Source organism: Kerstersia similis, from assembly GCF_965139615.1.
GTDB lineage: Bacteria > Pseudomonadota > Gammaproteobacteria > Burkholderiales > Burkholderiaceae_B > Kerstersia > Kerstersia similis.
The window spans coordinates 18,195-44,063 of sequence record NZ_CBCSIQ010000015.1; the positions used below are offsets into that span (position 1 = coordinate 18,195).

The window sequence follows — 25,869 nt, forward strand, 5'->3', positions numbered from 1 at the left end:
ATGCGGGCGGGCCCGTGCGTTTTGCCGTCATCGTATCGCTTGCCCGTTTATCGAGAAATGCGGGCAGGCGCTGATCAGATGAGCGCATGCTGGCATGGCCGTGCCTGATGAGCCGGTGTCAAAATCATCCGTAACACTAACAGTTATTCTTATTCTCGTCTCGCTTAACCCTGGGCTGGCAAGGTTAAGGATTTGTTTCGTTGCGTATCAGTCGCCGGGACGGCCGGGAAAAAATCGCCGGAGTCATTGACAGAAGGACGCAGACAGAAGGACGCGTTGGGCAGACGGACGCGACGCCGAGCCGGGCGCGGGCAGTTCAGCGTTTGGGGAGCAGTGAGCGCGGATCAACGACACGGCCGTCTTGCCGGACTTCAAAGTACAAGGACGGCTGAGTGGTTTCGGTCTGCCCCATTTCCGCGATGGTTTGGCCCTGGCGTACCGTGGCGCCTTCATTCACCAGCAGTTTGCGGTTGTGGGCGTACACGCTGAGAAAGCCATTGGCATGGCGGATGATCAGCATATTGCCATAGCCGCGCAGCGTGTTGCCGGCATAGGCGACCGTACCGGCGGCGGCGGCCACGACTGGCGTGCCAGGCGTATTGCCAATGGTGATGCCATTGGAGCGTGCCTGGCCGAATTGCCGGATGATGTTGCCTTGCGCGGGCCAGACCAGTGCAATTTTCTTGGTGGGGGCTGTCGAAGCCGAGCTGCCGCTGGGACGGCTGGTGTTGCTGGTTGCGGGGGCCGTCGCAGTGCTGCGGGAGCCTGAGGCCGTTTTGCTGGTGCCTGTCGAGGCCGTGCCGCCAGTTGGCGCCGTGACACGCAGCACCTGGCCGACATGGATCTGGTTCGGATTGGACAGATTGTTCCAGCGCACCAGGCTGGCAACACTTTGTTTATTGGCGCGGGCAATCTGGTTGAGGGTATCGCCGGGCTGGACGCGGTAATGTCCGGCAGGTACCGGGCCGCTGGCGTTGTCGGAACCGGTTGTGCCGCAGGCGGCGAGCAGGGCTGCCGATAGCAGGACAGCGCTTACCTTGGGGCGCAGGTAACGCAGGCGGGACAGAAAGGTGGGGAAAGACCAGGATGTCATGGCGCGGCCAGCGACGGCACGATTGGATAACCCGTACAAGAGTAACAAGGCCTCTCGCCCTCATGCAATGAGTGTGGCGCCTTGCTGTTTTCCAGGTGTTACCTTTCAGGCGGCCGCAGGTTGCGGCGGGTGGTTGGGGTGCCCTGGCCCGTCCGGGTCGTTATCGGCTTCAGGGCGGCCACGCAGGGGGGCCAGGCCCAGCGCCAGACGCAGGCGCTGGCAGTCCGGATTGGGGCTGCCGTCCGCTTCCCACAGACTGAAATCGCGGCAGGGGCTGGGGCGTTGCGTGTAGATGGCACAGGAAATGCCGGGTTCGCCGACGGTGCCTTGCAGCGCCACGCAGCGTACCGGCGCATGCTCGGTGCCTTTCATGCAGACGCGGTGCGGTGTAACGGGTGTCGTCAGTTCCGCCGGCACCCAGCCGCCATTGCCGCCATCGAGCTCGCCAAAATAGAAAGAGACGCGGTAATGGGAGCAACAGGCGCCGCAATGCAGGCAGGGGTTGCTGTCAGGGTTGTCGTCGCGCAACTCTGAAGCGGCGAGATCGGCCAGCGGCAGCGGCGTGTAGGTGAGACTGTTGCTCATGGTCGGGGAGGCGTGTGCCCGTTGCGGGCCGTCGCGCCAGCGATAAGTGGGAGCAGATTTTATTGCGCAGTGCCGCGCTGGAAAACAGCTTTTTTTGTCGCGGGCCGGCAGTGTTGTGCCGTGACAGCATCCGCACCCGGCCAGGCACGGGGATGTGAAAACGGCACCGGAGCGCAGCGTGGAAGTGCTGTCTGCCGGTGCCGGGAGCGGGCGGGGGTAGGAAGGCCAGGGTTTACATCAGGCCCAGCCAGCGCCAGTAGGTCATGCCGAAGACCAACATGAGCAGGTAGCCGATCAGCGTGATGATGATGCCGACTTTGGCGAACTGGCGGGCATTGAAGGTGTCGGTGCCCAGGCACACCATGTTTTGGGGCGCGTTAATAGGCAGGATGAAGCCATAGCTCACCACAAAGCCCAGCAGCATGGACATGCCCAAGCGGTTGAATTCACCGGGCAGGGTCTGCAGCACGGTGATCAGGATGGGCAGCATGGCCGAGGTGAGGGCGGTAGCGCTGGCAAAGCCCAGGTGAATGATGATCAGGAAGGCTGCCAGGATAGCGAAAATCGCCAGCGGGCCGATCTGGTCCAGCCCGGTGTGGTTGACGACCTGGGCGCCCAGCCATTGGCCGGCCTGTGTGCTCAGCAGTGCAGTGCCCAGGCTGATGCCGACGCCAAATACGATCACGGTGCCCCAGGGAATGCGGGATTGCACATCCTTCCAGGTCATGATGCCGACGCGCGGCAGCATCAGCAGCACCAGGCCGGCATAGGTGGTCGTCGTCGTATCGAGATTGTGCAGCTTGTTCTCGGATGCCCAGGCCAGTAGCAAGAGAATCGAAACTCCCATCAGGCGTTTCTGGGCGCTTGTGATCGGCCCCAGCGCCTGCAGGGATTCCTTCACGGCCTGATCGCCGCCGGGAACCTGCTTGGTTTCCGGGGGCAGCAGCTTGAGCACCGTGACCAGCAAGACCAGCGACATGATCAATGACCACGGTGCGCCGGCGATCAGCCAGTCCGCCCAGCTGACGCGTTCGCCCAGGATCTGCTGCATGAAGCCTGCCGTCAGCAGGTTCTGGGCTGCGGCGGTCTGGATCCCGACGTTCCAGATGCTGGTGGCCTGGGCCACGACGATCATGATGCCGGCAGCGATGTTGGAGCGTTTATCAACGCCGAATGCAGCAATGACGCCCATCATGATGGGGACAACGCAGGCGCTGCGGGCGGTGGCGCTGGGCACTACCAGGCTGAGAATAATGGTGACCGCAATGGCACCGATCAGGATTCTTTTCGTGCTGGTGCCGATGCGGGACAGCGTGACCAGTGCGATGCGCCGGTCCAGCCCCGTATGCGTCATGGCTGCCGCGATGAATAAGGCGCCCGCTACCAGTGCCAGCGCACTATTGGAGAAACCTTGCAGCGCCATATTGATGGCAGATGAGGTCCCGATCAGGGTATCGGGGTCATTGATCTTGGGCGCCGTCCCCAGCAGGATTGCCATGAGCGCGGTAATCATGATGGCGCTGGCTTCGTAGGAGACGGCTTCGGTGATCCAGACGACGACGGCAAAGACCAGAATGGCCAGCATGCGGTGGCCGGCAATCGGCAGCTCGGCCGGCGTGGGCAACAGCAGCACCACGATCATCGCGATAATGCCGCCGATGAAGGCGATGGGCATGGGTTTTGGGGCTGGGCCTGGCGGGGCGGCTTGAGGGGCGGCCTGAGGGGAGGCAGATGAGACGTTCATGCGACGGCTCCTTTTGCGACGAGGTAAATGGGAATGAGTCCGCGGCAAGTGTACGCTGCGGCCGGGTTGGCGTGGGGGGCTGCCCGTGACATAAATTTGGCCTGGATCATGGCGGGCTGAACTTCATGGCCTCCGGCGGAAGGGGGGCAGGCGAGCGAGGATAGGAGGGGCTGGCATGTCTGCAGTGGGCGTGGCCCTTGGGCAAGCCGGGGGAATCGCTCTACAATGTCCCTCTTGTGCATGACGGCGGCAGGCATGGCTGGCGCACCGGGAATTCTTCCCATTAGTGCCCGGTCGGCTGTGGCCGCTGTTTTGTCCCGCTGTTTTTTCTACTTCTGACTGCTTTCCTGCACCATGGCAACCATCCTTCAGCATATTCCCGTCGGCCAGAAGGTCGGCATCGCTTTTTCCGGCGGACTGGACACCAGCGCGGCGCTGCACTGGATGCGCGCCAAGGGCGCTATTCCCTACGCCTACACGGCCAATCTGGGTCAGCCCGATGAAACCGATTATGACGACATTCCCCGCCGCGCCATGCAATATGGCGCCGAAGCGGCCCGTCTGATCGACTGCCGCGCACAGTTGGCCGCCGAAGGCATCGCCGCCTTGCAAGCCGGCGCTTTCCATATTTCGTCTGCTGGCGCCACGTATTTCAATACCACCCCCATCGGCCGCGCCGTGACCGGCACGATGCTGGTTGCCGCAATGAAGGAAGATGGCGTCAATATCTGGGGCGACGGCAGCACCTTCAAGGGTAACGACATCGAGCGTTTCTACCGCTACGGTCTGCTGACCAACCCGGCGCTGAAGATCTACAAGCCCTGGCTGGATCAGGACTTCATCGACGAGCTGGGCGGCCGCGCCGAAATGTCCGAGTACATGAATCAGGCCGGCTTCGCCTACAAGATGAGCGCCGAAAAAGCCTATTCGACCGATTCGAACATGTTGGGCGCTACCCATGAAGCCAAGGACCTGGAGCACCTGGATACCGGTATCCATATCGTCCAGCCGATCATGGGCGTGGCGTTCTGGCGCGACGAAGTCGTGATCAAGCGTGAGGAAGTGACGATCCGCTTTGAGGAAGGCGTGCCGGTGGCGATCAACGGCGAAACCTTCGGCGACCTGGTCGAACTGATTCTGGAAGCCAACCGCATCGGCGGCCGTCACGGCCTGGGCATGAGCGACCAGATCGAGAACCGCATCATCGAAGCCAAGAGCCGTGGCATCTACGAGGCACCGGGGCTGGCGCTGCTGTTCATCGCCTACGAGCGCCTGGTGAACGGTATTCACAACGAAGATACCATCGAGCAGTACCGTGAAAACGGCCGCCGCCTGGGCCGCCTGCTGTATCAAGGCCGCTGGTTCGATCCGCAAGCCATCATGCTGCGCGAAGCCAGCCAGCGCTGGGTGGCGCGCGCCGTGACCGGTGAGGTCACGCTGGAGCTGCGTCGTGGCAACGATTACTCCATTCTCAATACGGTGTCGCCCAACCTGACGTATCAGCCCGAGCGCCTGAGCATGGAAAAGGTGGAAGATGCGCCGTTCTCGCCGGCTGACCGTATTGGTCAACTGACGATGCGTAACCTGGATATCGTCGATACCCGTGACAAGCTGATGATCTATACGCAGTCCGGCCTGCTGCTGCCTGCTGGCGCAGGGGTGCCGCAATTGAAGGACAATCGCGAGGAATAAGCGTTGCCAGCGGGCCGCTCTGCCTGAGCGGCCCAGGCCTGAGCGCTGATATCTGTTGCAAGCCTGCCCCCGCAAGGGGCAGGCTTTTTTTATGGCGGGGCGGCGGCGTGAAAGTGGAGCAGGGGGGGACGTGCCGGGCTGCGGGGCGGAACAGAGTGTGCTGGTTTTTGCACACCTTTCACTGTGTTTTTATCCAGTTTTCTCTATGATTAAGACATTGCCAGATCAGCAATGTATTTTTCTTTACTTTATGCCAGGCTGGCAATGAAGACTGGAAATTCCCTGAAGTTCTCAGGTACTTGCACTTTATCTACAGAATTTTCCTTGGGCCGCCATGTATTTTCCTTCTCTCTTGCCAAGCGTTTCGTGTTTTTTTCTGAAATCACCGGATCGCCCTTATCTGGCGACAGGATGCCGGGTAGATTGCAGCCATCAATGGCCTTCCCCCGCAGATGTAATGCACACGATTCTTATTATAGAAAAATTGCCCGTCGTGCGTCTTGGCGTGCGCAATCTTCTGATCAACAGCGGTTTTCCGCAGGAGATCATCGAGTCGGTCAGCCTGCAGGCAGTGCCTGCCGAGTTGAGCCAGCCGGTGTCCCTGATCATTATTGACCCTGCCCAGGCAAGCGAAAGCGGCGACCGGCTGGTCTATCGCATTCGTCGCCGTTTTCCCGGCGTGCCTGTGCTGTTTTTCTGCGGTCGGGATATCGACATCTATTCGCCGCTGGCGGTACGTCTGGGCATCAGTGGGTTCATTGCCAAAGATGGCGATGAGGCAACGGTTGCCGCGGCGGTGCGCATGGTTCTGGCCGGGATGCAGTGCTTTCCTGTGCTGGATCCGGCAGCAGTGGAACGGCCGCGCTACCACGACCTGTCCCGGCTGTCAGTCAGGGAATTGGCTGTGCTGCGCTTGCTGCGGCAGGGTATGCGGAACAAGGAAGTGTCAGCACGTCTGTGCCTGAGTGAAAAGACGGTCAGTGCCCATAAACAGAATCTGTTCAGAAAGCTGGGGGTGCGTTCGGTGCTGCAGATATCCATCGCACCCGAAGAGGAGGGCAAGCAGGCCCTGCGCCTGGATACGCCTGCGGGCGAGGGGCAGGCACACCCAAGCTCGACCCCAGCTCCCTGAACGGCCTGGGCTTGCCTGATGGGCTATTTGAAAAATTTGACGCTCCCCACCAGATGATTCCTGAGGTTAGGCAGGGTATGGCAGCCAGCATTTTCTAATTTCATGAGAGAAGCAGATCGCCAGGTACAGCAAGGTACATAATGAATCCCGGTCGCAAGCGGTGCCTATGACGCAAGCGGCCCGGCATCCTCAGGGATGCCGTTTTTTTTGGATGAACGGTAGATAATTGCGGCTGTGCGGAGGGTGTCAACAGCCCGGCAGCCGGGATGAGGTCGCTCGGCAGTCAGAGGAAAACAGACAGGAAATCGCTTCATTGACGGTAGAAACGATGCTCTTTCTAGTTTCCGGTAAAATGCTCTGCTAAGCTTTCCGCTTTCACTCCATACTTCAGAAAAATAGGTTTTTCATGCAGCCTGTGGTTGAAACCCTCTCCGGCCTCGAGCGCCGTATTGATCTGGCCGTTACTGTGGCCGACATCGAAAAGGAAGTGCAGGCGCAAATCAAGCGTCTTGCCCGCACGGCGAAGCTGCCGGGCTTCCGTCCCGGCAAAGTGCCGCTGAACCTGCTTGAGCGCAGCCACGGCCCGAGCATCCGCTACGATGCCATCAACGCCGAAGTCGGCCGTGCGTTCGAACAAGCGGTTCGCACCGCTGAACTGCGCGTCGCCGGCCAGCCCACCCTGGAGCCCAAGGCCGAAGGCGAAGGCCAGGAAGGCGTGCTGGCTTTCAGCGCCACCTTCGAGGTCTATCCCGAAGTCAAGATTCCCGAGCTGGGCGCGCTGGAAATCACGCGTACGCTGGCCGAAGTCGGCGACGCCGAAGTCGATCGCACCATCGAAGTGCTGCGCAAGCAACGCGCAACCTACGAAGCTCGTGCCGACCGCGCCGCCACTGACGATGATCGCGTCACGCTGGATTTCAGCGGCAGCATCGACGGCGAACTGTTCGAAGGTGGCCAGGCCACCGACTTCCCGTTCGTGCTGGGCCAGGGCCGCATGCTGCCCGAGTTCGAAACCGCCGTGCGCGGTCTGAAGGCTGGCGAAAGCAAGACGTTCCCGCTGGCCTTCCCGGAGGATTACCCGGGGAAGGAAGTCGCTGGCAAAACGGCTGAATTCACCATTACCGTGAAGGAAGTTGCCGAGCCCGTGCTGCCGGAACTGAACGCCGAATTCGCCATCTCACTGGGTCAGGCAGAAGGCGATGTGGCCAAGCTGCGCGAAGACATTCGCGTCAACCTGGAACGCGAAGTCAAGCTGCGCGCCCAGGGCCGCACCAAGTCCAGCGTTATGGACGCCCTGGTTGCTGCTGCTGAATTCGATGTGCCCAAGGCCCTGGTCAACCAGGACGCACAAAGCCGCGTGCAAGCTGCCCGCGAAGACCTGAAGCAACGTGGCGTGCCCAATGCCGAGTCGCTCAATATCCCGGTTGAAGCATTCGCCGAAGAATCCACGCGCCGTGTGCGTCTGGGTCTGCTGGTGTCGGAACTGGTGAAACAGGCTGCCCTGCAAGCCAAGCCGGAACAAGTGCGTGCCCGTATCGAAGAGTTCGCTCAGAACTACGAGCAGCCGGCACAGGTGGTGGCCTACTACCTGGCCGACAAGCAGCGCCGTGGTGAAATCGAAGCGGTGGTGGTGGAAGACAACGTGGTGGAACACGTGCTGTCCCAAGCCAAGGTCACCGATGAGAACGTATCTTTCGAGCAATTGATGGGAACGGCCTGATATGCAGCGATTTACCGATTTCTATGCGTCCATGTACGGCGGTTCGTCCGTCACGCCCACCGGGCTGGGGTACATCCCCATGGTCGTCGAACAGTCCGGGCGCGGCGAGCGTTCGTACGACATCTATTCGCGCCTGCTGAAGGAGCGTCTGGTGTTTCTTGTCGGTCCTGTGAACGACAACAGCGCCAACCTGATCGTCGCCCAACTGCTGTTCCTGGAATCGGAAAATCCTGACAAGGACATCTCCCTCTACATCAACTCGCCTGGCGGATCGGTGTATGCCGGCATGGCCATCTATGACACCATGCAGTTCGTCAAGCCAGATGTGTCCACGTTGTGCACTGGCCTGGCAGCCAGCATGGGTGCGTTCCTGCTGGCGGCGGGCAAGCGCGGCAAGCGCTTCTCGCTGCCCAATTCGCGCATCATGATTCACCAGCCTTCGGGCGGTGCGCAGGGTCAGGCTACCGATATCCAAATTCAGGCGCGTGAAATCCTTGATTTGCGTGCCCGCCTGAACCGCATTCTGGCGGACAACACGGGACAACCCGTGGAGCGTATCGAGGTTGATACCGAACGCGACAATTTCATGTCTGCGGAAGATGCCGCAGCCTATGGTCTGGTCGATAAGGTGTTGAGTACGCGGGAGTGATCCTCGTCACCCGGATGGGTTCAGCCCCTCCGGGTGCGGCTGTGCTGACAGGGCCAGCCAGGCGAGACATGTTTAATAGGGAGCCCCAGGCTCCTCCCAGTGGTGTCGGAGAATGTCAGGCCTGAGGGCCCGGTGTTCTTCACTACCGATACAGAGTCCATGACTGATAAAAAAGACCTGCTTGATGCGCGCGCGCCGCGCTGCTCGTTCTGCAACAAGAGCCAGCATGAAGTCAAAAAGCTGATCAAGGGTGAGGGTTCGGTTTATATCTGCAACGAATGCATAGATCTGTCGCGCGATATCATCCGCGAAGAGTTGCAGCAGGAAGCCCGCCAGAATCAGCGCGATGAATTGCCGACGCCAGCGGAAATCAAGACTTTCATGGACCAATATGTCATTGGCCAGGATGCGCCCAAGCGCATGCTGGCAGTGGCGGTCTATAACCATTACAAGCGCATCCGTCACCGTGATCATCTTGAGGATGGCGGTGTGGAGCTGGCCAAGAGCAACATTCTGCTGATCGGGCCGACCGGCTCGGGCAAGACCTTGCTGGCCCAAACCCTGGCGCGACAACTGAACGTGCCCTTCGTGATGGCTGATGCCACCACGCTGACGGAAGCCGGCTATGTCGGTGAAGACGTCGAAAACATTATTCAGAAGCTGCTGCAAAGCTGCGATTACGATGTTGAAAAGGCACAGCGTGCCATCGTCTATATCGACGAAATCGACAAGATTTCGCGCAAGGCAGACAATCCCTCCATCACCCGTGATGTGTCGGGTGAGGGTGTGCAGCAGGCCTTGCTCAAACTCATTGAAGGGACTGTGGCATCGGTGCCGCCGCAAGGCGGGCGCAAGCATCCCAACCAGGATTTTGTGCAGGTGGATACCACCAATATCCTGTTCATCGTCGGCGGTGCCTTCGATGGCCTGGAAAAGGTGATCCGCAACCGTACGGAAAAGTCGGGCATCGGTTTCTCGGCGGATGTGAAGCAGAAGTCCGAGCGTTCGGTCGGTGAAGTCTTCACCGAAGTGGAACCCGAGGATCTAGTCAAATTCGGCCTGATTCCCGAGCTGGTCGGGCGCCTGCCGGTGGTTGCAACACTGCAGGAACTGGATGAAACGGCCTTGGTGCGCATCCTGACGGAACCGCGCAACGCCATCGTCAAGCAGTTCCAGAAACTCTTCGAAATGGAAGAGGTCGAACTGGATCTGTCATCCGAAGCCGTGCATGCCGTGGCGCGCAAGGCACTCAAGCGCAAGACGGGTGCTCGCGGTCTGCGCTCCATCCTTGAATCTGCGCTGCTGGACACCATGTATCAGTTGCCCAGCGATGCCAGCATTCGCAAGGTATTTGTGGACGCGGACGTCATAGAAAAAGGGGCCGAGCCCCGTTTCGTCCGCGAGGAAGGAAACCTGCGCCGTTCGGTTGGAAACGCCGCCTGAGAATGCAGACAGGGCATGAAAACCCTTTACTTTGAAGGGTTTTCATGAAATTTCAGGCCACCGGGCTTGTATTTTCCGATATCGTCTCCATCTCTGACTCATCACAGGAAGCTGGCGGCAGCACGCCGCCATCCCATACGCTTCCCGAACTACAGTTTCTCTCCGAGGAAGCCTAATCATGTCAGTCAGCCGGGCCTTGCCTTCAGAACCCGTTGAATTGCCGCTGCTGCCTCTGCGCGACGTCGTGGTTTTCCCACACATGGTCATTCCATTGTTCGTGGGACGGCCGCGTTCGATCCAGGCACTGGAAGCGGCAATGGAAGCCGGAAAGAGCATCATGCTGGTGGCGCAGAAGTCCGCCAGCAAGGATGATCCCACGCCGGAAGATGTCTATGAAATTGGATGCATTGCGAGCATTCTGCAGATGCTGAAGCTGCCCGATGGCACCGTCAAGGTGCTGGTGGAAGGCACGCAGCGCGCCCGCATTGCACAGATTACCGATGGTGAAGCCCACTTCACCTGCTCGGTCACGCCTATTGAATCGGATACGCAATCCAATGCGGAAACCGAGGCCTTGCGCCGTGCCGTGGTCAGCCAGTTCGAGCAGTACGTCAAGCTCAACAAGAAGATCCCGCCGGAGATCCTGACGTCCTTGTCGGGCATCGACGAGGCCGGGCGTCTGGCTGATACCATCGCTGCCCATTTGCCGCTCAAGCTGGAAGAAAAGCAGCGCATGCTGGAAGTGTTCGGTACGACCGAGCGCCTGGAAACCCTGCTGAGCCAGTTGGAAACGGAAATCGACATTCTCCAGGTGGAGAAGCGCATCCGTGGCCGCGTCAAGAAGCAGATGGAAAAAAGCCAGCGTGACTACTATCTGAATGAGCAGGTCAAGGCCATTCAGAAAGAGCTGGGCGAAGGCGAAGAAGGCGCTGATCTCGAAGAACTCGAGAAGAAGATTGCCGCTGCGCAAATGCCCAAGGAAGCGCGCAAGAAAGCAGACGCCGAGCTGAAAAAGCTCAAGCTGATGTCGCCCATGTCGGCAGAAGCCACCGTGGTGCGCACCTACATCGACACGCTCATCGGTTTGCCGTGGCGCAAGAAGAGCCGAGTCAACAACTCGCTGGATAACGCCGAGCGCGTGCTCGATGGCGATCACTATGGCCTGGAGAAGGTCAAGGAACGCATCCTTGAGCATCTGGCGGTGCAACAGCGCGTGGACAAGGTCAAGGCGCCGATTCTGTGCCTGGTGGGTCCTCCGGGGGTCGGTAAGACTTCGCTGGGGCAGTCCATTGCCAAGGCGACGAACCGCAAGTTCGTACGCATGGCGTTGGGCGGCGTGCGCGATGAAGCAGAGATCCGTGGCCATCGTCGTACCTACATTGGCTCCATGCCTGGCAAGATCCTGCAGAACATGGGCAAGGTAGGGGTGCGCAACCCGCTGTTCCTGCTGGACGAAATCGACAAGCTGGGCATGGATTTCCGTGGCGACCCTGCATCCGCTCTGCTGGAAGTGCTGGATCCGGAACAGAACCATACGTTCCAGGACCACTATGTTGAAGTGGACTTCGATCTTTCGGATGTGATGTTTGTTGCGACCAGCAACACGCTGAATATTCCGCCGGCGCTGCTGGACCGTATGGAAGTGATCCGCCTGTCCGGTTACACGGAAGAGGAAAAGATCCGTATCGCGCGTGAGCACTTGTTGCCCAAGTTGATGAAGAACAACGGGGTACGCGAGGGCGAACTGCAGGTCGAAGAGGATGCGCTGCGCGACATCGTGCGTTATTACACACGTGAAGCCGGTGTGCGTTCGCTGGAACGCGAGGTTGGCAAGATCTGCCGCAAGGTGATCCGCCAACTGATCAAACGTGTTGAGGACAAGGTCGAAGGCGCGCCCAAGATCGTCGTGGTCAACAGCGAAAACCTGGCGGATTACCTGGGTGTGCGCCGTTACAGCTTTGGCGTGGCCGAGAAGGAAAACCAGATCGGTCAGGTGACCGGGCTGGCCTGGACGGAAGTGGGCGGCGACCTGCTGACCATCGAAGTGGCCGACATGCCGGGTAAGGGTGTGATTCAGCGCACGGGTTCGCTCGGCGATGTGATGAAGGAGTCGGTCGAAGCGGCTCGCAGCGTGGTGCGTTCTCGCGCACGCCGCCTGGGTTTTGCTGACACCGTATTCGAAAAGCGTGACATGCACGTGCACGTTCCGGAAGGCGCTACGCCCAAGGATGGCCCGTCTGCAGGTATCGCCATCACAACAGCCATCGTGTCTGCCTTGTCGCATATCCCGGTGCGTGCCGATGTTGCGATGACGGGTGAAATCACCTTGCGTGGTGAAGTGCTGGCTATCGGCGGCTTGAAGGAAAAGCTGCTGGCCGCCCATCGTGGCGGGATCAAGAAGGTCTTGATCCCTGAGGAAAACGTGAAGGATCTCACCGAGATTCCGGACAACGTGAAGAACCAGCTGGAAATCGTGCCGGTACGCTGGATCGACACCGTGCTGGAACATGCGCTCGAACGCTTGCCGACGCCTCTGCCTGAGGAAGAGGCCAAGCCGGAAGAGCCGGTGGTGGCCTCCGGTTCCAAGCCGGGTGAGCCGGGTGCGGTACTGAAGCACTGATGATGCAGGCCGGGCGCAAAAGGCGCCCGAACTGAACCCCTGAATGCCCGGTGGCGTTCAGGGGTTTTTTATTGCCGCTGCATATTCAGGGGAGGGTGCCATTGTGGCTGGCGGTTGCTGTTGCTGTTGATGAAAAGGGCTTGCCAGGTCCAGGCAGGCAAGCCGTCCGCCATGTGCCGCTTTCCCTGATTTGCTGCCTGGGGGGATGGGCTGCGTTGTCGCCGGCGCTGCAGTATTGATACCGCGACGGATTTCAGCACAGGGGGTTCAGGGCTTGACGGCCTCGAAGGTGATGATGGCATCTGCGTCCGTCGGCCAGCGGCCGTGAGCATAGCCGCCCGATACCGTGATGTCGGTGAAACCGGCTGCCCGCAGTGCGGCCTGCATTTCACGCACACCCCACCAGCGCAGGCTGAAGGATTCCAGCTCAGTCGTTTGCAGCACGCCCTGATCCCAGGCTTCGTAACGCAGTAAATCTACAGAAACCTGATTGATGTGATCGGTTGTCAGGCGGTCGCAAGTGAGGGTGAGCTGCTGTGTGGCGGTGGGCTGCCAGGTACGTACCGAATGCCCACCGGCCTGGATGGCATGTGCAGGGTCCAGGTCCAGAATCAGGCGTCCCTGGGCTTGCAGATGTTCAAAGCAGCGGGTCAGTACGGCGCAGGCCGTTTCGTGGTCGGTGATGAGCTGGAACGAGCCGGCGGGAATGATGATGGCGGCGAAGGCCTGTTCGTACTGGAACTGTTCGAAGGTTTGGCACGTCATGGGAACGGCCAGGCCGCGCTGCTCGCATTCCGATTGGCACAGGGCAAGCATTTCTGCGGAAGCATCAAAGCCATGCACATCCAGTCCGGCTTGCAGCAGCGGTATGAGGATACGGCCATTGCCGGCAGCAGGTTCGAGAACAGGGCCAGGGCAATGCTTCAGGCGCTCCAGGTAGAACTCGACATCGCCGAAGGAGTGGCCGATGGGTTTGTCCAGATGATAGACCTGCGAGGCCAGGCGGCCATAGCGATTGTTTTGTGCAGACATGAGATTGTGCGCTTCTTGTGCGTCGATAGCATGGAGAAAACGGAATATATCAGCTTGATGGAGACGGCGCTCCCGGTGCTTGATGCGGCGGCAATGCAGGGGGCAGGGTTATGCAGGAAAGCCGTTGCATTGTCTGGCAATATCGGTGGATTTCTGTCCAGATGGATTGCCAGGGAGGTTTCATGGGTATGCGCGCAGGGTCGGTATCCGCGTGGGTAGCAGGTTTTCTTGCGGTACTGATTTCATATGCGGGGCCGTTGCTGATTTTTATCCAGGCAGCGCATGTCGGGAATATCGCACCGGAGATGTTGGCTTCCTGGATATGGGCCATTTCGATAGGCGCGGGTGTCAGCGGCCTGTTGCTGAGCTGGTGGCTGAAGATTCCGGTCATTACGGCATGGTCGGCGCCGGGCACGGCCCTGTTGATTACCCTGTTTCCCGAAATTTCCATGGCTCAGGTCGTGGGGGCATACATTCTGGCTGCGCTATTGGTGTTGCTGGTCGGGGTGACCGGATATTTCGATAAATTGGTGCGCGCCATTCCTCGTGGTATCGCCGCGGGCATGATGGCGGGTATTCTGTTCCAGTTCGGTACCCAGGCATTTACTGCGGCCGGAAAAATGCCCGCGCTGGTCTTTGCCATGCTGGCGGCCTATTTCGTCTGTAGGCGGCTGTGCCCGCGCTATACGGTGGTGGTTGTGGCCTTGACAGGGTTTGTAGTGGCCCTGGGCCAGCAACTGACCGATTTTTCCAGCCTGACCTTGTCGTGGACCCAGCCCATATTCGTCGTGCCGCAGTTCGACTGGGTGTCGTTCCTGAGCCTGGCCTTGCCGCTGACGATCGTCAGTCTGACGGGGCAGTTCCTGCCTGGCATGGCGGTGATGCAGTTGTCCGGTTACCAGATGCCGGCGCGGCCGGTCATCATGGTGACGGGTCTGGCGTCATTGGCCACGGCTTTCTTTGGCGGTGTGACGATTGTCCTGTCCGCCATTACTGCTGCACTGTGTACGGGTAAGGATGCTCATCCAGAGAAGGACAAGCGTTATATCGCAGGTATTGCCAATGGCGTTTTTTACCTGATCGGCGGAACCTTTGCCGGGACGATTGTCCTGTTGTTCAAGGCCGTTCCGGCCGAACTGGTCGCCATTCTTGCAGGTCTGGCGTTGATAGGCGCCATTGTTTCCAATATGACCCTGGTGGTGGAGGATGCTGCGCACCGAGAGGCAGCAACCATCACTTTTCTGGCGACGGCCTCAGGCATGACCCTCTGGGGCTTTGGTTCTGCTTTCTGGGGAATCGTCATCGGCATGCTGGCCCATGGCATCATGAGCGGCTTCAGGCACGCGAGCGAGTAGCGCGGCAGTATGCCGGCTGATGGCAGGCTGCGCTGCCATGCACCCGCCATGCCAGAAGACTGGCATGGCGGAGGGCAATCAGTGCAGAGCCTGTGCGCGGATCAGGCCGATGGCAATGCCTTCCAGGGCGAAATGCTGGCCCGGACGAATTTCGATGACGGGGTAGTCTGGGTTTTCGGGTAGCAGGCGCAGGCCTTGGCGGTCTTGGCTGAGCCGCTTGACGGTGACTTCGTCGTCGATGCGGGCGACGACGATCTGGCCGTTGCGGGCTTCGCTGGCTTTGCGTACGGCCAGCAGGTCGCCTTCCAGAATGCCGGCGTCGCGCATGCTCATGCCGCGTACTTTGAGGAAGTAGTCTGGCCGGGTGTCAAACAGGGCAGGGTCCACACGCACTTCACGCTCAATGTGCTCCGCCGCGAGTATGGGGCTGCCAGCGGCAACACGGCCGACCAGCGGCACTAGCGCGGATTCGAAATCCGTATGCTGCGCCTGGAGCGCGGGAGACTCTTCAGCCTGCGACAGCCGGATGCCGCGCGAGGTGCCAGGGGTCAGGATGATGGCGCCTTTGCGCGCCAGCGCCTTGAGGTGGTCTTCCGCTGCATTCGGGGAACGGAACCCGAGCGCCTGGGCAATTTCGGCGCGAGTGGGAGGAAAGCCTGTGCCTTCCAAAGACTGGCGGATGAAATCGAGGATCTGTTGCTGGCGCGCGGTGAGCTTGATGGTCATGATTTTGGCTGTATGGACATACAGGGCCAATTTTGTCGGACTTGCGCCCGGAAAGCAAGCCTGGATCAGGCTTTGAGGCAGTTTTTTGCCCTATCCGGCGGGGTTTTTGTCATTTTGGCGGGTTTTCCCGGTTTTTAGCGAAGATGACACGCACCGTCGGCGGTTGGCGGCGCGTGTCGGGGCCGGCGGCCAGCGACGCGACAGCGCGGGTTCAGCGCCTGTCCGGTTCCGCCAGGATGAGGTAATCATGGCCATGGCGCAGTCCCTGTTCCTGTCGGCACAGGGCATGTGCCTGGGCCCGCAGCGTTTGCACGTGTTCCATGAGTGATAGCGCCAGTTGCCTGTCTTGGATCCGGCCCAGGCGTTGCGCGCACATATCGAGCTGGCTGTCGATGAAGCGGGCGCCGTAGCGTATGGGATAGCGCTGTACATCGAGCGCCCGGAAGCCCGCAGTGCGCAATTGGCGCAAGACCCACTCCAATGGATATTCACGGTAGGGGCTTTCCCCCGCCAATAGCAGGCAGGCATCGCGCAGGCGTCCGATTTCCGTGACGGCCGCACCGGCCGGATCGTCTGGAAAGGTGGTGACATACGGTTCCAGGCCAATCACATACAGTCGGCCCTTGACCAGGGGCCGCAGACGTTCAAACAGCCTGTCCTGCCAATAGGGAGCAAAGCCTTCGATGGCACCCAGCAGGTAGTCCGCCAGGACGGTGTCGTAACGCTCACCGCGCAGCAGGTCTGCATCCATCCAGTTGCCCAGCAAGAGCCTGTCCTGGGCTCGCAGACGGCCTTCCGTGGCTGCCTGCACGTTGGCGAGCATGGCTGGCGCACCGGTGACGGCAGTCCAGGCTTCGGTATCCTGGGACAGCAGCCAGGAGATCGAGGCGCGGCCAGTGCCGGCATCGAGGAAGCGCCCCCAGGGCAGGCCGTTCTGGAGCCGTGCGACTTCCGCGTAGAGCGAGCGAGGGCCAGCGCCTGCCGGCGCTGGCGTCACAGGGGGCTGGCTCAAAACTCGATTCCTACGCCTGCCATGACGCTGCGGCCTTGGATTGGTGCCGCGCGCGAAATGAAAGAGACATGGTTGTAGGCGACCCGGTTCAAGAGGTTGCTGCCTTGCACATAAAGGCGGTAGCGCGTGCTGTCGAGCTTGCCATGGTAGGACAAGCCGGCATTGACCATGTTGTAGCCAGGAGTATCGTCTTCGTAGCTGGCGATCTTGTTCTGGCTGAATACCCGGTAGTATTCCAGGAAGCCGTGCCACTGTTGCCAGCTGGCATGGGTGCGCAGGCCCAGGCGCGCGGCGGGAATGCGTGGCAGGTTGGATTGCGGGTCGCGCAGCTTGCCGCGGATATAGTCACCAAACAGGGTGGCGCTCAAGCCTTTGCTGTATTGATAGGTCAGGTCCGCTTCCAGGCCGGTAAAGCTGGCGTCGCGCTGGGTGTATTCGATCAGGCGGAAGTCTTCGAATTGATCCAGGGTTTCGGCATAAATATAGCCATCGACACGGCTGTGGTAGGCGTTCAGTGCGAAGCTGATATCCCCGTCGTCTTTGCGCAGGCCAAACTCTACGGTGTTGGCTGTTTCCCGGCCCAGGTCGGTATTGCCGCGCTCATAGGTATTGGTCGCCAGGTGTACGCCTTTGGCATACATTTCCTGGGCGTTGGGCAGGCGTTGCGAACGCGAGAACGAGACCGTGGCGGCATAGCCGGGAGTGAAGTCCCAGATGGCAGCAGCAGATAAGGAGTTGGCGTGGTCGCTCTTGCCGGGCTGCGTCCCGGCGGTGGGGGTCAGGCGTTGCCATTCTTGGCGGGCGCCGACTTCAAAGCGCCAGTCGTCATGACGGTATTCTTCCAGCAGGAACAGGCCCGTGCTGCTGGTGCGGGTGCGCGGAACAAAACTTTCCAGGCCGGTGGATTCAAAATGGGAGCGCGCGGTTTGCAGGCCCACGACACCGTGCCAGCGGCCTAGTGGCTGATGTTGCAGTTCCAGGCGCAAGTCGCGCCCACGGTTGGTGAATGTGGTGGCCGTGATGCCTTCATCGCGTTCGTCGTGACGGTAATCGGTATGGCTGGCGCGTAGCCGCAGCTGGTCGAAACCGGGCAGGGGGTTGCGCAGTTCGCCGCGCAGGTCTATCCGTTCGCTGCGTAGGTGCGCCGTGGCTGCGTGCTCTTCTCCGTGGTCGTGAGAATGCTCATGATCGTGATCGTTGTCGTGGCTGTGGCTGCCGCAGTGCAGCGTAGCGCCATGGGGGTGGCAGCTTTCGTACTCATGGCTGTGGCCAGGCAGGCCATAGTCGTCCTCGCGGTAGGAATAGGCCAGTCCCAGGTAGCCGCGGTCGCCGATGAAAGAGAAGCCCAGGCTGCCTTGCGTGCTGTCGGTGTTGGAATTGGCGACCTTGCTGAAATCCTGGCCGGGAACGCGATAGTCGTCCGAGCGCAGCCGTGAGCCTTCAACATGCAGCGCAACATTGCCTTCGCCGGTTGTCAGGGCAAAGGCGCCAGCCCGTTCGTTCGAACCTGTGGCGCCGCGCAACTGCACCTGGCCGCTCAGGCCGTTATCGGGAATGTGCGTGGGAATTTTGTCATCCACGACATTGACGACGCCACCAATGGCGCTACCGCCGTAAAGCAGGGCCGCCGGCCCTCGCAGCACTTCCACGCGCCGGGCCAGCAGCGGATCGACGGTAACAATGTGATCCGGAGAAACCGAGGAGGCATCGAAGATATCTGCGCCATCGGACAGCACCTTGACTCGGGGCGCCGTTTGCCCGCGAATCACAGGGCGGGTGGCGCCGTTGCCAAAGCTGTCGGCGTGCACGCCGGGCAGATGATCCAGGCTCAGCCCCAGGGTGCCGCGGCGATGCCAGGCCAAGTCTTCATCCTGCAGAACCGTGCTGGCCTGGATGAGATCACCTTGCTCGCGTTGCAGGGCATCCGCGGTGATGACGACAGGGGTGAGTTGCGTGACCGGGTCATGGGTCGTCTGTGCATGCAGGAGTGCGGGGCTGCCGAGAAGGGCCGTTGCCAGTGCGGCCGACAAGGGACGAAGCCGGAGGAACATGGGAAATATTTCCTTTGCAGGGAAGGGGGGAGGAATGGATATCAAAATCTGATAATTGTTAAATGATATAACATTACATAAATGAAAGGGAAACCGGTGTGATGATCAGGGCATCGGCAGGCCAGGCGGTCAGGGCGAACGTGGCGTGGGTTTCAGGCTCGGCCACAGGTGTGGCGGCTATGCATCACGCTTGTGAAGGATAGTTGTTTTCATTATCATCGCTGCTTTTGGCGGATAAGGTCCTGGCTGATGCAGCCGGCTTTTGTCCCGACAACATTTGCTGCCGGCTTGGTCCGGCCCCGGAAGCCCATGCCAAGCCTGGCGCAGGTCGTCGAAGAATTGACGGGCGCCTACACTGAACTGAAGCGGTATCTCGGCTGGAAGCTGAACGATTCGCACAAGGCCGCGGATATTGCCCAGGAAAGTTTCGAGCGCGTCTATCACCATGCCCTGAAGGGCAAGGTGGCGCGCCCGCGTGCCTTGCTGTTCAGTGCCGCACGAAATCTGATCATCGACCAGGGGCGCAGCGAGCAACGCGATCAATCCCTGATGGAGGAGCTCGAACAGCAGGGCGGCGAAATGGCGGCTAGCGTGGAGCAGCAGATTCTGCATCGCGATCAGCTCGAACGGGTTGCTGCGCGTTTGCAGCGCTTGCCGCGCAAGCGCAGGGAAGTGTTCATCCTGGCGCGGATATACGGTTACAGTTACGCCGAAATTGCTGCGCGCATGGATATATCCGTCGCCGCGGTGGAGAAACACATTGCGCGTGCGGTGCTGGACTGCTCGGATCTGATCGAGCGGGACGACCCCGCAGGCGCGCCACGCAAATGACGGATCACTGACCATGCAACGCTCTCAAGTTGAATACGCATTGACTTTGCTGGCCCGTACATCGGGCAGCACGGGCGAGCGTGCGCGGCTGGCGGAGCAGGAACTGGTGGGGTGGCGCGAGGCCGCACCGGAAAACGAGTCGGCCTTCCAGGAGGCCTGGCGGCGCTGGCAGGCGCTGGACGCCATGAGCAGCGAGCTGCGCGGTTTGATCGCTGAGCCGCGCCTGCGGGTGCAAGGCGGTGTGCGCCGCTGGCGTTGGCCAGCCTTTGGCGTCGCTTTTGCCGGTGTGCTGATGGCTTGTGCCGGCTGGTATTACCTCGTGCCGATTGACTCACAGGGATTTGCGACTGCGCTGGCGCAGAGCGGCCGTTATGAGTTGCGCGATGGCAGTACGCTGGAGCTCAATGCCGGCAGCCAGGTGGAAATACGCTATTACCGCAATCGGCGTGAGGCCGAGTTGCTGGCCGGCGAAGCCCGTTTTCATGTGCAGCCGCAGGCGGGCAAGCCCTTCCGTGTCACTGGCGGAGGCTTGCGCGCTACGGTGCTGGGCACAGTCTTTACAGTGGGGCATCGCGGCGTCGGCGCACAAGTGCAGGTCGAAGAGGGCGTGGTACGGGTGGATGCTGTGCGCGCCTGGTGGCATCCCGACCTGACTGGCCCGGTATTGCGTGCCGGGCAGCAAGTGCGCGGCAATGGCGTGGGCCTGGGCGAAGTGCAGCCGTTGCCGGATACCCAGGCGGCAGCCTGGCGTCGTGGGCTGGCGGTGTTTGACGACACGACGCTGGCCGATGCCGTGGCGCAATTGCAGCCATGGTCAACCGTGCCGTTACGCCTGCTCGATGAGCAGGCGGGCCAGCAACGGATTACCGGTACGTTCCATCTGGATGATGTGGCTGGCGTGATTGCGTTGCTGCCACGTATTGCCGCCGTTGCGGTGGAGCAGCGCGCCGACGGCGTGGCGATCCGCAGTCTGCCGGCACGCTGACAGCAAGCCGGTCAGCAAGTCCCGGAACCGCAGCTGCCGCCGTGAGGGGGTGCAGTCTTGCTGCGCCCGGCCATGGGCAGCATAGGGAAGGGCGGGGCGGTAAGGGCGATATGGGCCGGCACATCGGGAGTGACGCCTGCATATCCAGCCTGTCGATTCGCAAATAAAAATAATTGTCGGGTTTATTTGTCATGGGTCGTCTTCATCGTGATCGCCGTAATCACGCAAGAAGTCACCGAGGACGATATGACCATGCGCATCCGCGCAACTGGGCCCTTTCGGGGCCCGCGCCAGCAAGACACCATTATCAGTAAACAGAACCTTCTGACTATGCGCGCCAGCGTGGCCGCCGTTTTGGCGGCATGCATGCTGATGACGCCGCTGGATCAGGCCCAGGCACAGTCTGGCGGGGCGCCGACGCAGCTTGATTTGCCCGCGCAACAGTTGAGCGAAGCCATCAATACGCTGGCCTCGCACAGCGGTGTGCAGATTGCTGCGCCGGCCGGGCTGCTGCGCCAGCGCCAGGCGCCCGCCTTGTCCGGGCGCTATACCGTGCGCCAGGCGCTGGATGCTTTGCTGGCAGGCAGTGATCTGGAGGTGGAAGAGGTCGGCGGACGCTATGTGATTCGCCAGCGTGGCGCCAGCAACGCAGCGACGCAGGGCGTGACGACACTGGAAACGGTGGAGGTGACAGGCCAGGTGCCGGCACGTATGGCTGTCTATGACACGCCTGATTCCGTCGCGGTGGTGACCCGGGAGGAAATCGACCGCCTGCCGCCCCGCAATGTTTCCGATGTGCTGACTGATATTCCTGGTGTTGCGACATCGCAGAGCCGCCAGAATCCTGGCGTAGCCGTCAATATTCGCGGCCTGCAGGGCTTTGGTCGCGTCAATGTGATGATCGACGGCGCGCGCCAGAACTACCAGCAAAGCGGCCATGGAGACAGTGGTTCGGTCTATCTGGACGCCGATCTGCTGGCGCGGGTAGAAGTGACCAAAGGGCCGGTGGCGGCCACGGGCGGCGCTGGCATGATAGGCGGGATGGTCAATTTCCGTACCTTGACCATCGACGATGTCGTGGAATCGGGCGAGCAGGTGGGCGGACGCGTGAATCTGGTGACCGGCAGCAATGCCTATCACTTTTCCGGCAGCGCGGCCTTTGGCTGGCGCCTGAGCGACGAGTTCGATTTGACCGCCGCCGTTTCCCGTAAAAGCGTCGGCTCTTTTCGTAAGGGTACCCGCAATACTTCGAAAAACTACGGCGATGCCGTCGTGACCGGCGGTGGGGATTGGAACGAGCAGTACCACAATGAATTGATGCAGGCCCAGATGCAGGGCGTGAGCGGCATGACGGATCAGCGCCAGCTGTCCGGCCTGGCCAAGCTGGGCTGGCGCCCCAATGCAGACCACCGCTTCACGCTGGGCTATGTCGGCTTCAAGGCTGATTATGACGAGGGCGCGCTGGATGACGACATCAAATCGGCGCCCATCAATGCCAGCAACAAGCTGAGCTCGGAAACGATTACCTTGCAGCATGAGTGGCAGCCAGTGAATCGCTGGTTCGATTGGCGTGCCAGCATGTATTTCACCACCACGGAAAACGATGCCGAGCGCCAGGCCCAACCCGCGATGAACGTGGGCTGGAGTCTTATGCACTTCGAGACCAATACCTTTGGTATGACGGCCGAGAACCGGGCGCGCTTCGGTTTGGGTGGCATGGATGTGACCTGGGCGCTGGGCGGCGAGTTCTATCGCGATTGGACGCGTCCGGGGGCCATTTCTCAGGATACCGGGGCCAACCGTGGCGACCCGGAAATCATGGTGGGCGGCACGCCGCGTGGTCAGCGGACCGTCACCAGCGGTTTTACCAACCTGACGCTGGAGCATGGCGACTGGCTGGAAGTCGGGGGCGGCTTGCGCTATGACTGGTTCGGCCTCCAGGGCGATGGGCTGATGCGCGTCGGGACGATCTACAACGGCAACGGCGCACGTCCGGAGTATTCGGCGCTATATACGGAATTTTCCACCAGCCGCCATGACGGCGAGTTCGCACCCAGCCTGCGTCTGGCCGTCAAGCCGGTCGAGCGCGTGCAGCTCTTCGCCAATTATGGCCGGGGCGTACGGCCGCCTTCGATCACCGAGTCTTTTCGCTATGGCGCGCACCCAGGCGCCGTGTCGTTTCCGTATTACCCCAACCCCAACCTGAAGGCAGAACGCTCGCGCAACTGGGAGTTGGGCGCCAATATCAAGCTTGATGGCTTGCTGGTGGCAGAGGACATGTTCCGCATCAAGGCGGCATGGTTCAACACCAAGGTGGATAACTACATGGTGTTGGCCAGCATCATGTCTCCGAGTTCGCTCAGTGCGCAAAGCGGGACGAATTCACCCATGTCCTTTATCAATCTGATGGATCCTTTCCGCACCCGCGGCCTGGAACTGCAAGCGGATTACGACGCCGGGCTGGTATTCGCGTCGGCTGGTTTTACCCATTCGCTGATAGATACCGGTGACGGACGCTATGACCCTTACCCGTTGGGCAGCCTAGTGGGTTTCCCTGCGACGACGCTGGGTCAGGGGGGGGGCGCGGATATCTGGTATCTGCTGCCGCCCAGCAAGAAGTTCACCTTCAGTGGCGGCGTCCGCCTGTTTGGTCAGCGCCTGACGCTGGGCGCGCGCATGCGCCATGAAACGCCTGCGAACAATACCAGCGCATTTTCCAGCAATGCCTATTCGCGCTCTTTCAATGTCTATGACGCCTGGGCGAGCTACGAAATCAGCAAGAACCTGACGGCACGGGTATCGGCGGAGAACCTGTTGAACGAAAACTATGCCGAGATGAATGGCATCAGCTACTGGATCGCCCCTGGCCGCACGGTCATGGCCTCGGTCAACTGGCGCTTCTGAGGCGCCCGGCTTTCTAACGATTTGAAGTGAAACCCATGAAAACTGTACGAACTGCTTTTCCCCTGAGTGCTCGCCGTGCGGCACTGGCTGCCGCTTGCCTGGGCGTTTGGACGCTGTCTGCGGGCGCGGCCGGCCTGCCTGCAGGTGACGTTTCCGGTGTCTCAAGCGTGGCGGTGACGGAGATGACGTCCTTCCACTACACAGGCGCCAGCGAAACGGGCAATGATGGCGCCAAAGGCTGGCCCAGCATCAAGGATCCTTCCTCGCCGCCCTTGTTCCTCAAACACCCGAGTTCGCAGCGCCCCTATTTGTTCGGTGGTTCCTTTGGCCAGAGTTTGCGGTCTATCGGTAGCGTCGGCTTGTGGTGGATGCAGGCGGCGCCGGGCCATTACGAGCGCCTGGAGGTGGATGAAAACCGCGTTTATGGCCTGATCCCGGGGACGCCCGTACGCACCAGCGATGGCAGCATCATGGGTGTGATCGTCAGCATGTTTGCCGAGCAATATGATGCCAGCACCACGGCCGAGACGGCGCAGTATGCCCTGGCCGTGCGCAAGGGCGCGGTATTCCGTACCGAGTTTGATGGAACCCATCTGGTGCCGATAGCCAGTACGCAGAGCAAACTCAATATGCCCAATGGCGCGCTGGTCGTAGATGCGCAGGACAATCTGTACGGTGCAGACAAGGGCGAACGCGGCCACGGGCGGATCTTCAAGGTCGATGCGAACGATCAGTTCTTGACGCTCTATGAATTCCAGGCCGGGCCGGACGGCATGAAACAGGTGCTCAATGACATCATCCTGGGGTCGGATGGCTGGATTTACGGCGTGACCGGCTACGACCGCGGGCTACCCAACGCACCGACGACGCCGCGCGCGCCGGATACGCCGACAGGGACTTTGTTCAAGCTGGATCCGGCCAACCCGGCTGGCAGCTTCCGCGTGCTGCATACCTTCCGCCTGAAGGAAGGGGAAATCAATGTGCAGTTGCATTCGGGCAATGAACAGCTGCGCTATTACCCCAGTGGCGATCTGTACGTGCCCGGTACGGCAGGGGATGTGACGATCAGCACCAATGGCGTGCAGGCCATGGTGGGCCTGTCATCCCTGGTGGAAGGCAAGGACGGGCACATTTACGGCGCTACCTCCATCAATCGTTGTCAGGTCTATACCAAGTGGAAAGCCGTACTGACGGCTTATACCGCGGTGTCTGCCGACAGCCCGCTGTGCGGCTACCGTTACCCTGGCAAGAACGTATTGCCCACCGAGTCTTTCCCTCATTATGACGGCCAGGTGGCGCACGGCGCGGTTTATCGCGTTCCGATGGATGCCGTTGATGAAGACGGGCGTTTCCAGATCCTGCATGAGTTCTCTGGGGCGGATGGCAGCACGCCGCGTGGCCCGCTGGCGCTGGGCAAGGATGGCAATATCTATGGCACGACACTCAGCGGCGGCAGTAATCGCCTGTGGTCCTTTGCCACGGGCCTGCTGGACCATGCGCCAACCTGCGAAGACCTGGGCGTCGAAATCGACCGGGCCAAGTGCCGCGCCGTGGGCGCAGAAGAGTTCGCGGCAGGGACTGGCTATAAAACGGTTGCCTGGGCCGACCAGGGCCTGACCAATGGCACCCTGTTCCGCATCGTGACCAGCGCGCTGGCTCCGGATGCGAATGGCAAGGCCACCGCCAGTGGCTTCCAGAGCCTGCATTCCTTCAAATACGACGTTGATGGGTTCCGTCCGCTGGGCGTGCGTGCAGGCGAAGACGGCCGCCTGTATGGCGTGACCAGCCGTGGCGGTTCTGCATACACCAACAACCGTGGCGAGCAGAAGGACTATGACGACAATGGCGCCGTGTTCGTGGCGGATCTGGACGGCGACCTGCCTTCGGCTTCCATCACGTTGACGGTGAGCCCGCAGGAAATCGCCTCAGGCGCAAGCGCAACGCTGACCTGGACGTCCTGGCAGACGCGCGATTGTCTGGCCAGTTCATCTCAGGGCGACTGGACCGGTCCGCAGGAAACGTCGGGCAGCCTGGAACTGACGCCAGGCAACGGTACGCTGTACTACACCCTGCAATGCACCGATAGCGTCAAGGGAACGGCCGTATCCGCAGTCGTGCCGCTCTACGTCAATTCGCCCATCATCGGCAAGGACGGCAACAAGAACGAATTCGGCAATGGCGGCGGCAGCCTGCCTGCCGGTGTTCTGCTCTTGCTGGCGATTGCCGGCCTGGCCCGTCGCCGTCCCTGATGTGATGTCGCCGCTGGCTGCCTGCTGTCCAGGCAGCCAGCGGACC

18 protein-coding genes are annotated in these 25,869 nt (G+C 60.7%); 11 read left to right on the forward strand and 7 right to left on the reverse strand.

Going from position 1 to position 25,869, the window contains the following annotated elements; all coding sequences use genetic code 11:
• Positions 1-316: 316 nt before the first annotated feature.
• From ACNA1V_RS10530 to ACNA1V_RS10540, 3 genes are all read right to left on the reverse strand, one after another.
• Positions 317-1,093: a peptidoglycan DD-metalloendopeptidase family protein gene (locus ACNA1V_RS10530; protein WP_415833574.1), complete on the reverse strand. Its 777-nt coding sequence runs from the start codon at positions 1,091-1,093 to the stop codon at positions 317-319.
• 105 nt (positions 1,094-1,198) lie between these two features.
• Positions 1,199-1,678: a YkgJ family cysteine cluster protein gene (locus ACNA1V_RS10535; RefSeq protein WP_415833575.1), complete on the reverse strand. Its 480-nt coding sequence runs from the start codon at positions 1,676-1,678 to the stop codon at positions 1,199-1,201.
• A gap of 232 nt (positions 1,679-1,910) precedes the next feature.
• Positions 1,911-3,422, reverse strand: coding sequence for a DASS family sodium-coupled anion symporter (locus tag ACNA1V_RS10540; RefSeq protein WP_415833576.1), 1,512 nt, complete (start codon positions 3,420-3,422; stop codon positions 1,911-1,913).
• Between the two features lie 354 nt (positions 3,423-3,776).
• Here ACNA1V_RS10540 and argG point away from each other — a divergent pair, with 354 nt between their 5' ends.
• From argG to lon, 6 genes are all read left to right on the forward strand, one after another.
• Positions 3,777-5,114, forward strand: coding sequence for an argininosuccinate synthase (gene argG, locus ACNA1V_RS10545; protein WP_415833577.1), 1,338 nt, complete (start codon positions 3,777-3,779; stop codon positions 5,112-5,114).
• A 457-nt stretch (positions 5,115-5,571) separates the two neighbouring features.
• Positions 5,572-6,246 (forward strand): LuxR C-terminal-related transcriptional regulator, encoded by a 675-nt coding sequence (locus tag ACNA1V_RS10550; RefSeq protein ID WP_415833578.1) that lies wholly within the window; start codon positions 5,572-5,574, stop codon positions 6,244-6,246.
• 406 nt (positions 6,247-6,652) lie between these two features.
• A complete protein-coding gene (gene tig, locus ACNA1V_RS10555) occupies positions 6,653-7,966 on the forward strand; it encodes a trigger factor (protein WP_415833579.1) in 1,314 nt (437 codons plus the stop codon).
• A gap of 1 nt (position 7,967) precedes the next feature.
• Positions 7,968-8,615, forward strand: a complete 648-nt coding sequence (clpP, locus tag ACNA1V_RS10560) for an ATP-dependent Clp endopeptidase proteolytic subunit ClpP (RefSeq protein WP_415833580.1) — start codon at positions 7,968-7,970, stop codon at positions 8,613-8,615.
• 159 nt (positions 8,616-8,774) lie between these two features.
• Complete coding sequence (clpX, locus tag ACNA1V_RS10565) at positions 8,775-10,058, forward strand: ATP-dependent Clp protease ATP-binding subunit ClpX (RefSeq protein ID WP_415833581.1); 1,284 nt, start codon at positions 8,775-8,777, stop codon at positions 10,056-10,058.
• A gap of 178 nt (positions 10,059-10,236) precedes the next feature.
• Positions 10,237-12,678 carry an endopeptidase La gene (gene lon, locus ACNA1V_RS10570; protein WP_415833582.1) on the forward strand — a complete coding sequence of 814 codons (2,442 nt, stop codon included), beginning with the start codon at positions 10,237-10,239 and terminating at the stop codon, positions 12,676-12,678.
• 267 nt (positions 12,679-12,945) lie between these two features.
• On the opposite strand, the gene ACNA1V_RS10575 is transcribed toward lon, so the two are convergent.
• Entirely contained in the window at positions 12,946-13,710 is a 765-nt protein-coding gene (locus ACNA1V_RS10575) for a class I SAM-dependent methyltransferase (RefSeq protein WP_415833583.1), read from the reverse strand.
• 182 nt (positions 13,711-13,892) lie between these two features.
• On the opposite strand from ACNA1V_RS10575, the gene ACNA1V_RS10580 reads away from it, so the two are divergent.
• The gene (locus tag ACNA1V_RS10580) at positions 13,893-15,065 is read left to right on the forward strand and encodes a benzoate/H(+) symporter BenE family transporter (protein WP_415833584.1); all 1,173 of its coding nucleotides are present in this window, start codon (positions 13,893-13,895) and stop codon (positions 15,063-15,065) included.
• 78 nt (positions 15,066-15,143) lie between these two features.
• Here ACNA1V_RS10580 and lexA read toward each other — a convergent pair whose 3' ends face one another.
• The 3 genes from lexA to ACNA1V_RS10595 form a co-directional block, all read right to left on the reverse strand.
• Entirely contained in the window at positions 15,144-15,791 is a 648-nt protein-coding gene (lexA, locus tag ACNA1V_RS10585; protein WP_415833585.1) for a transcriptional repressor LexA, read from the reverse strand.
• Positions 15,792-16,002: 211 nt separating this feature from the next.
• Entirely contained in the window at positions 16,003-16,803 is an 801-nt protein-coding gene (locus ACNA1V_RS10590; RefSeq protein ID WP_415833586.1) for a class I SAM-dependent methyltransferase, read from the reverse strand.
• The gene (locus ACNA1V_RS10595; protein WP_415833587.1) at positions 16,800-18,854 is read right to left on the reverse strand and encodes a TonB-dependent receptor domain-containing protein; all 2,055 of its coding nucleotides are present in this window, start codon (positions 18,852-18,854) and stop codon (positions 16,800-16,802) included. The genes ACNA1V_RS10590 and ACNA1V_RS10595 overlap by 4 nt, the downstream gene beginning before the upstream one ends.
• Positions 18,855-19,163: 309 nt before the next feature.
• On the opposite strand from ACNA1V_RS10595, the gene ACNA1V_RS10600 reads away from it, so the two are divergent.
• From ACNA1V_RS10600 to ACNA1V_RS10615, 4 genes are all read left to right on the forward strand, one after another.
• A complete protein-coding gene (locus ACNA1V_RS10600; RefSeq protein ID WP_415833588.1) occupies positions 19,164-19,685 on the forward strand; it encodes an RNA polymerase sigma factor in 522 nt (173 codons plus the stop codon).
• A 13-nt stretch (positions 19,686-19,698) separates the two neighbouring features.
• Entirely contained in the window at positions 19,699-20,670 is a 972-nt protein-coding gene (locus ACNA1V_RS10605; RefSeq protein ID WP_415833589.1) for a FecR family protein, read from the forward strand.
• A 366-nt stretch (positions 20,671-21,036) separates the two neighbouring features.
• Positions 21,037-23,574 (forward strand): TonB-dependent receptor, encoded by a 2,538-nt coding sequence (locus ACNA1V_RS10610; protein ID WP_415833590.1) that lies wholly within the window; start codon positions 21,037-21,039, stop codon positions 23,572-23,574.
• Positions 23,575-23,609: 35 nt separating this feature from the next.
• The gene (locus ACNA1V_RS10615) at positions 23,610-25,823 is read left to right on the forward strand and encodes a choice-of-anchor tandem repeat GloVer-containing protein (RefSeq protein WP_415833591.1); all 2,214 of its coding nucleotides are present in this window, start codon (positions 23,610-23,612) and stop codon (positions 25,821-25,823) included.
• Positions 25,824-25,869 lie beyond the last annotated feature (46 nt).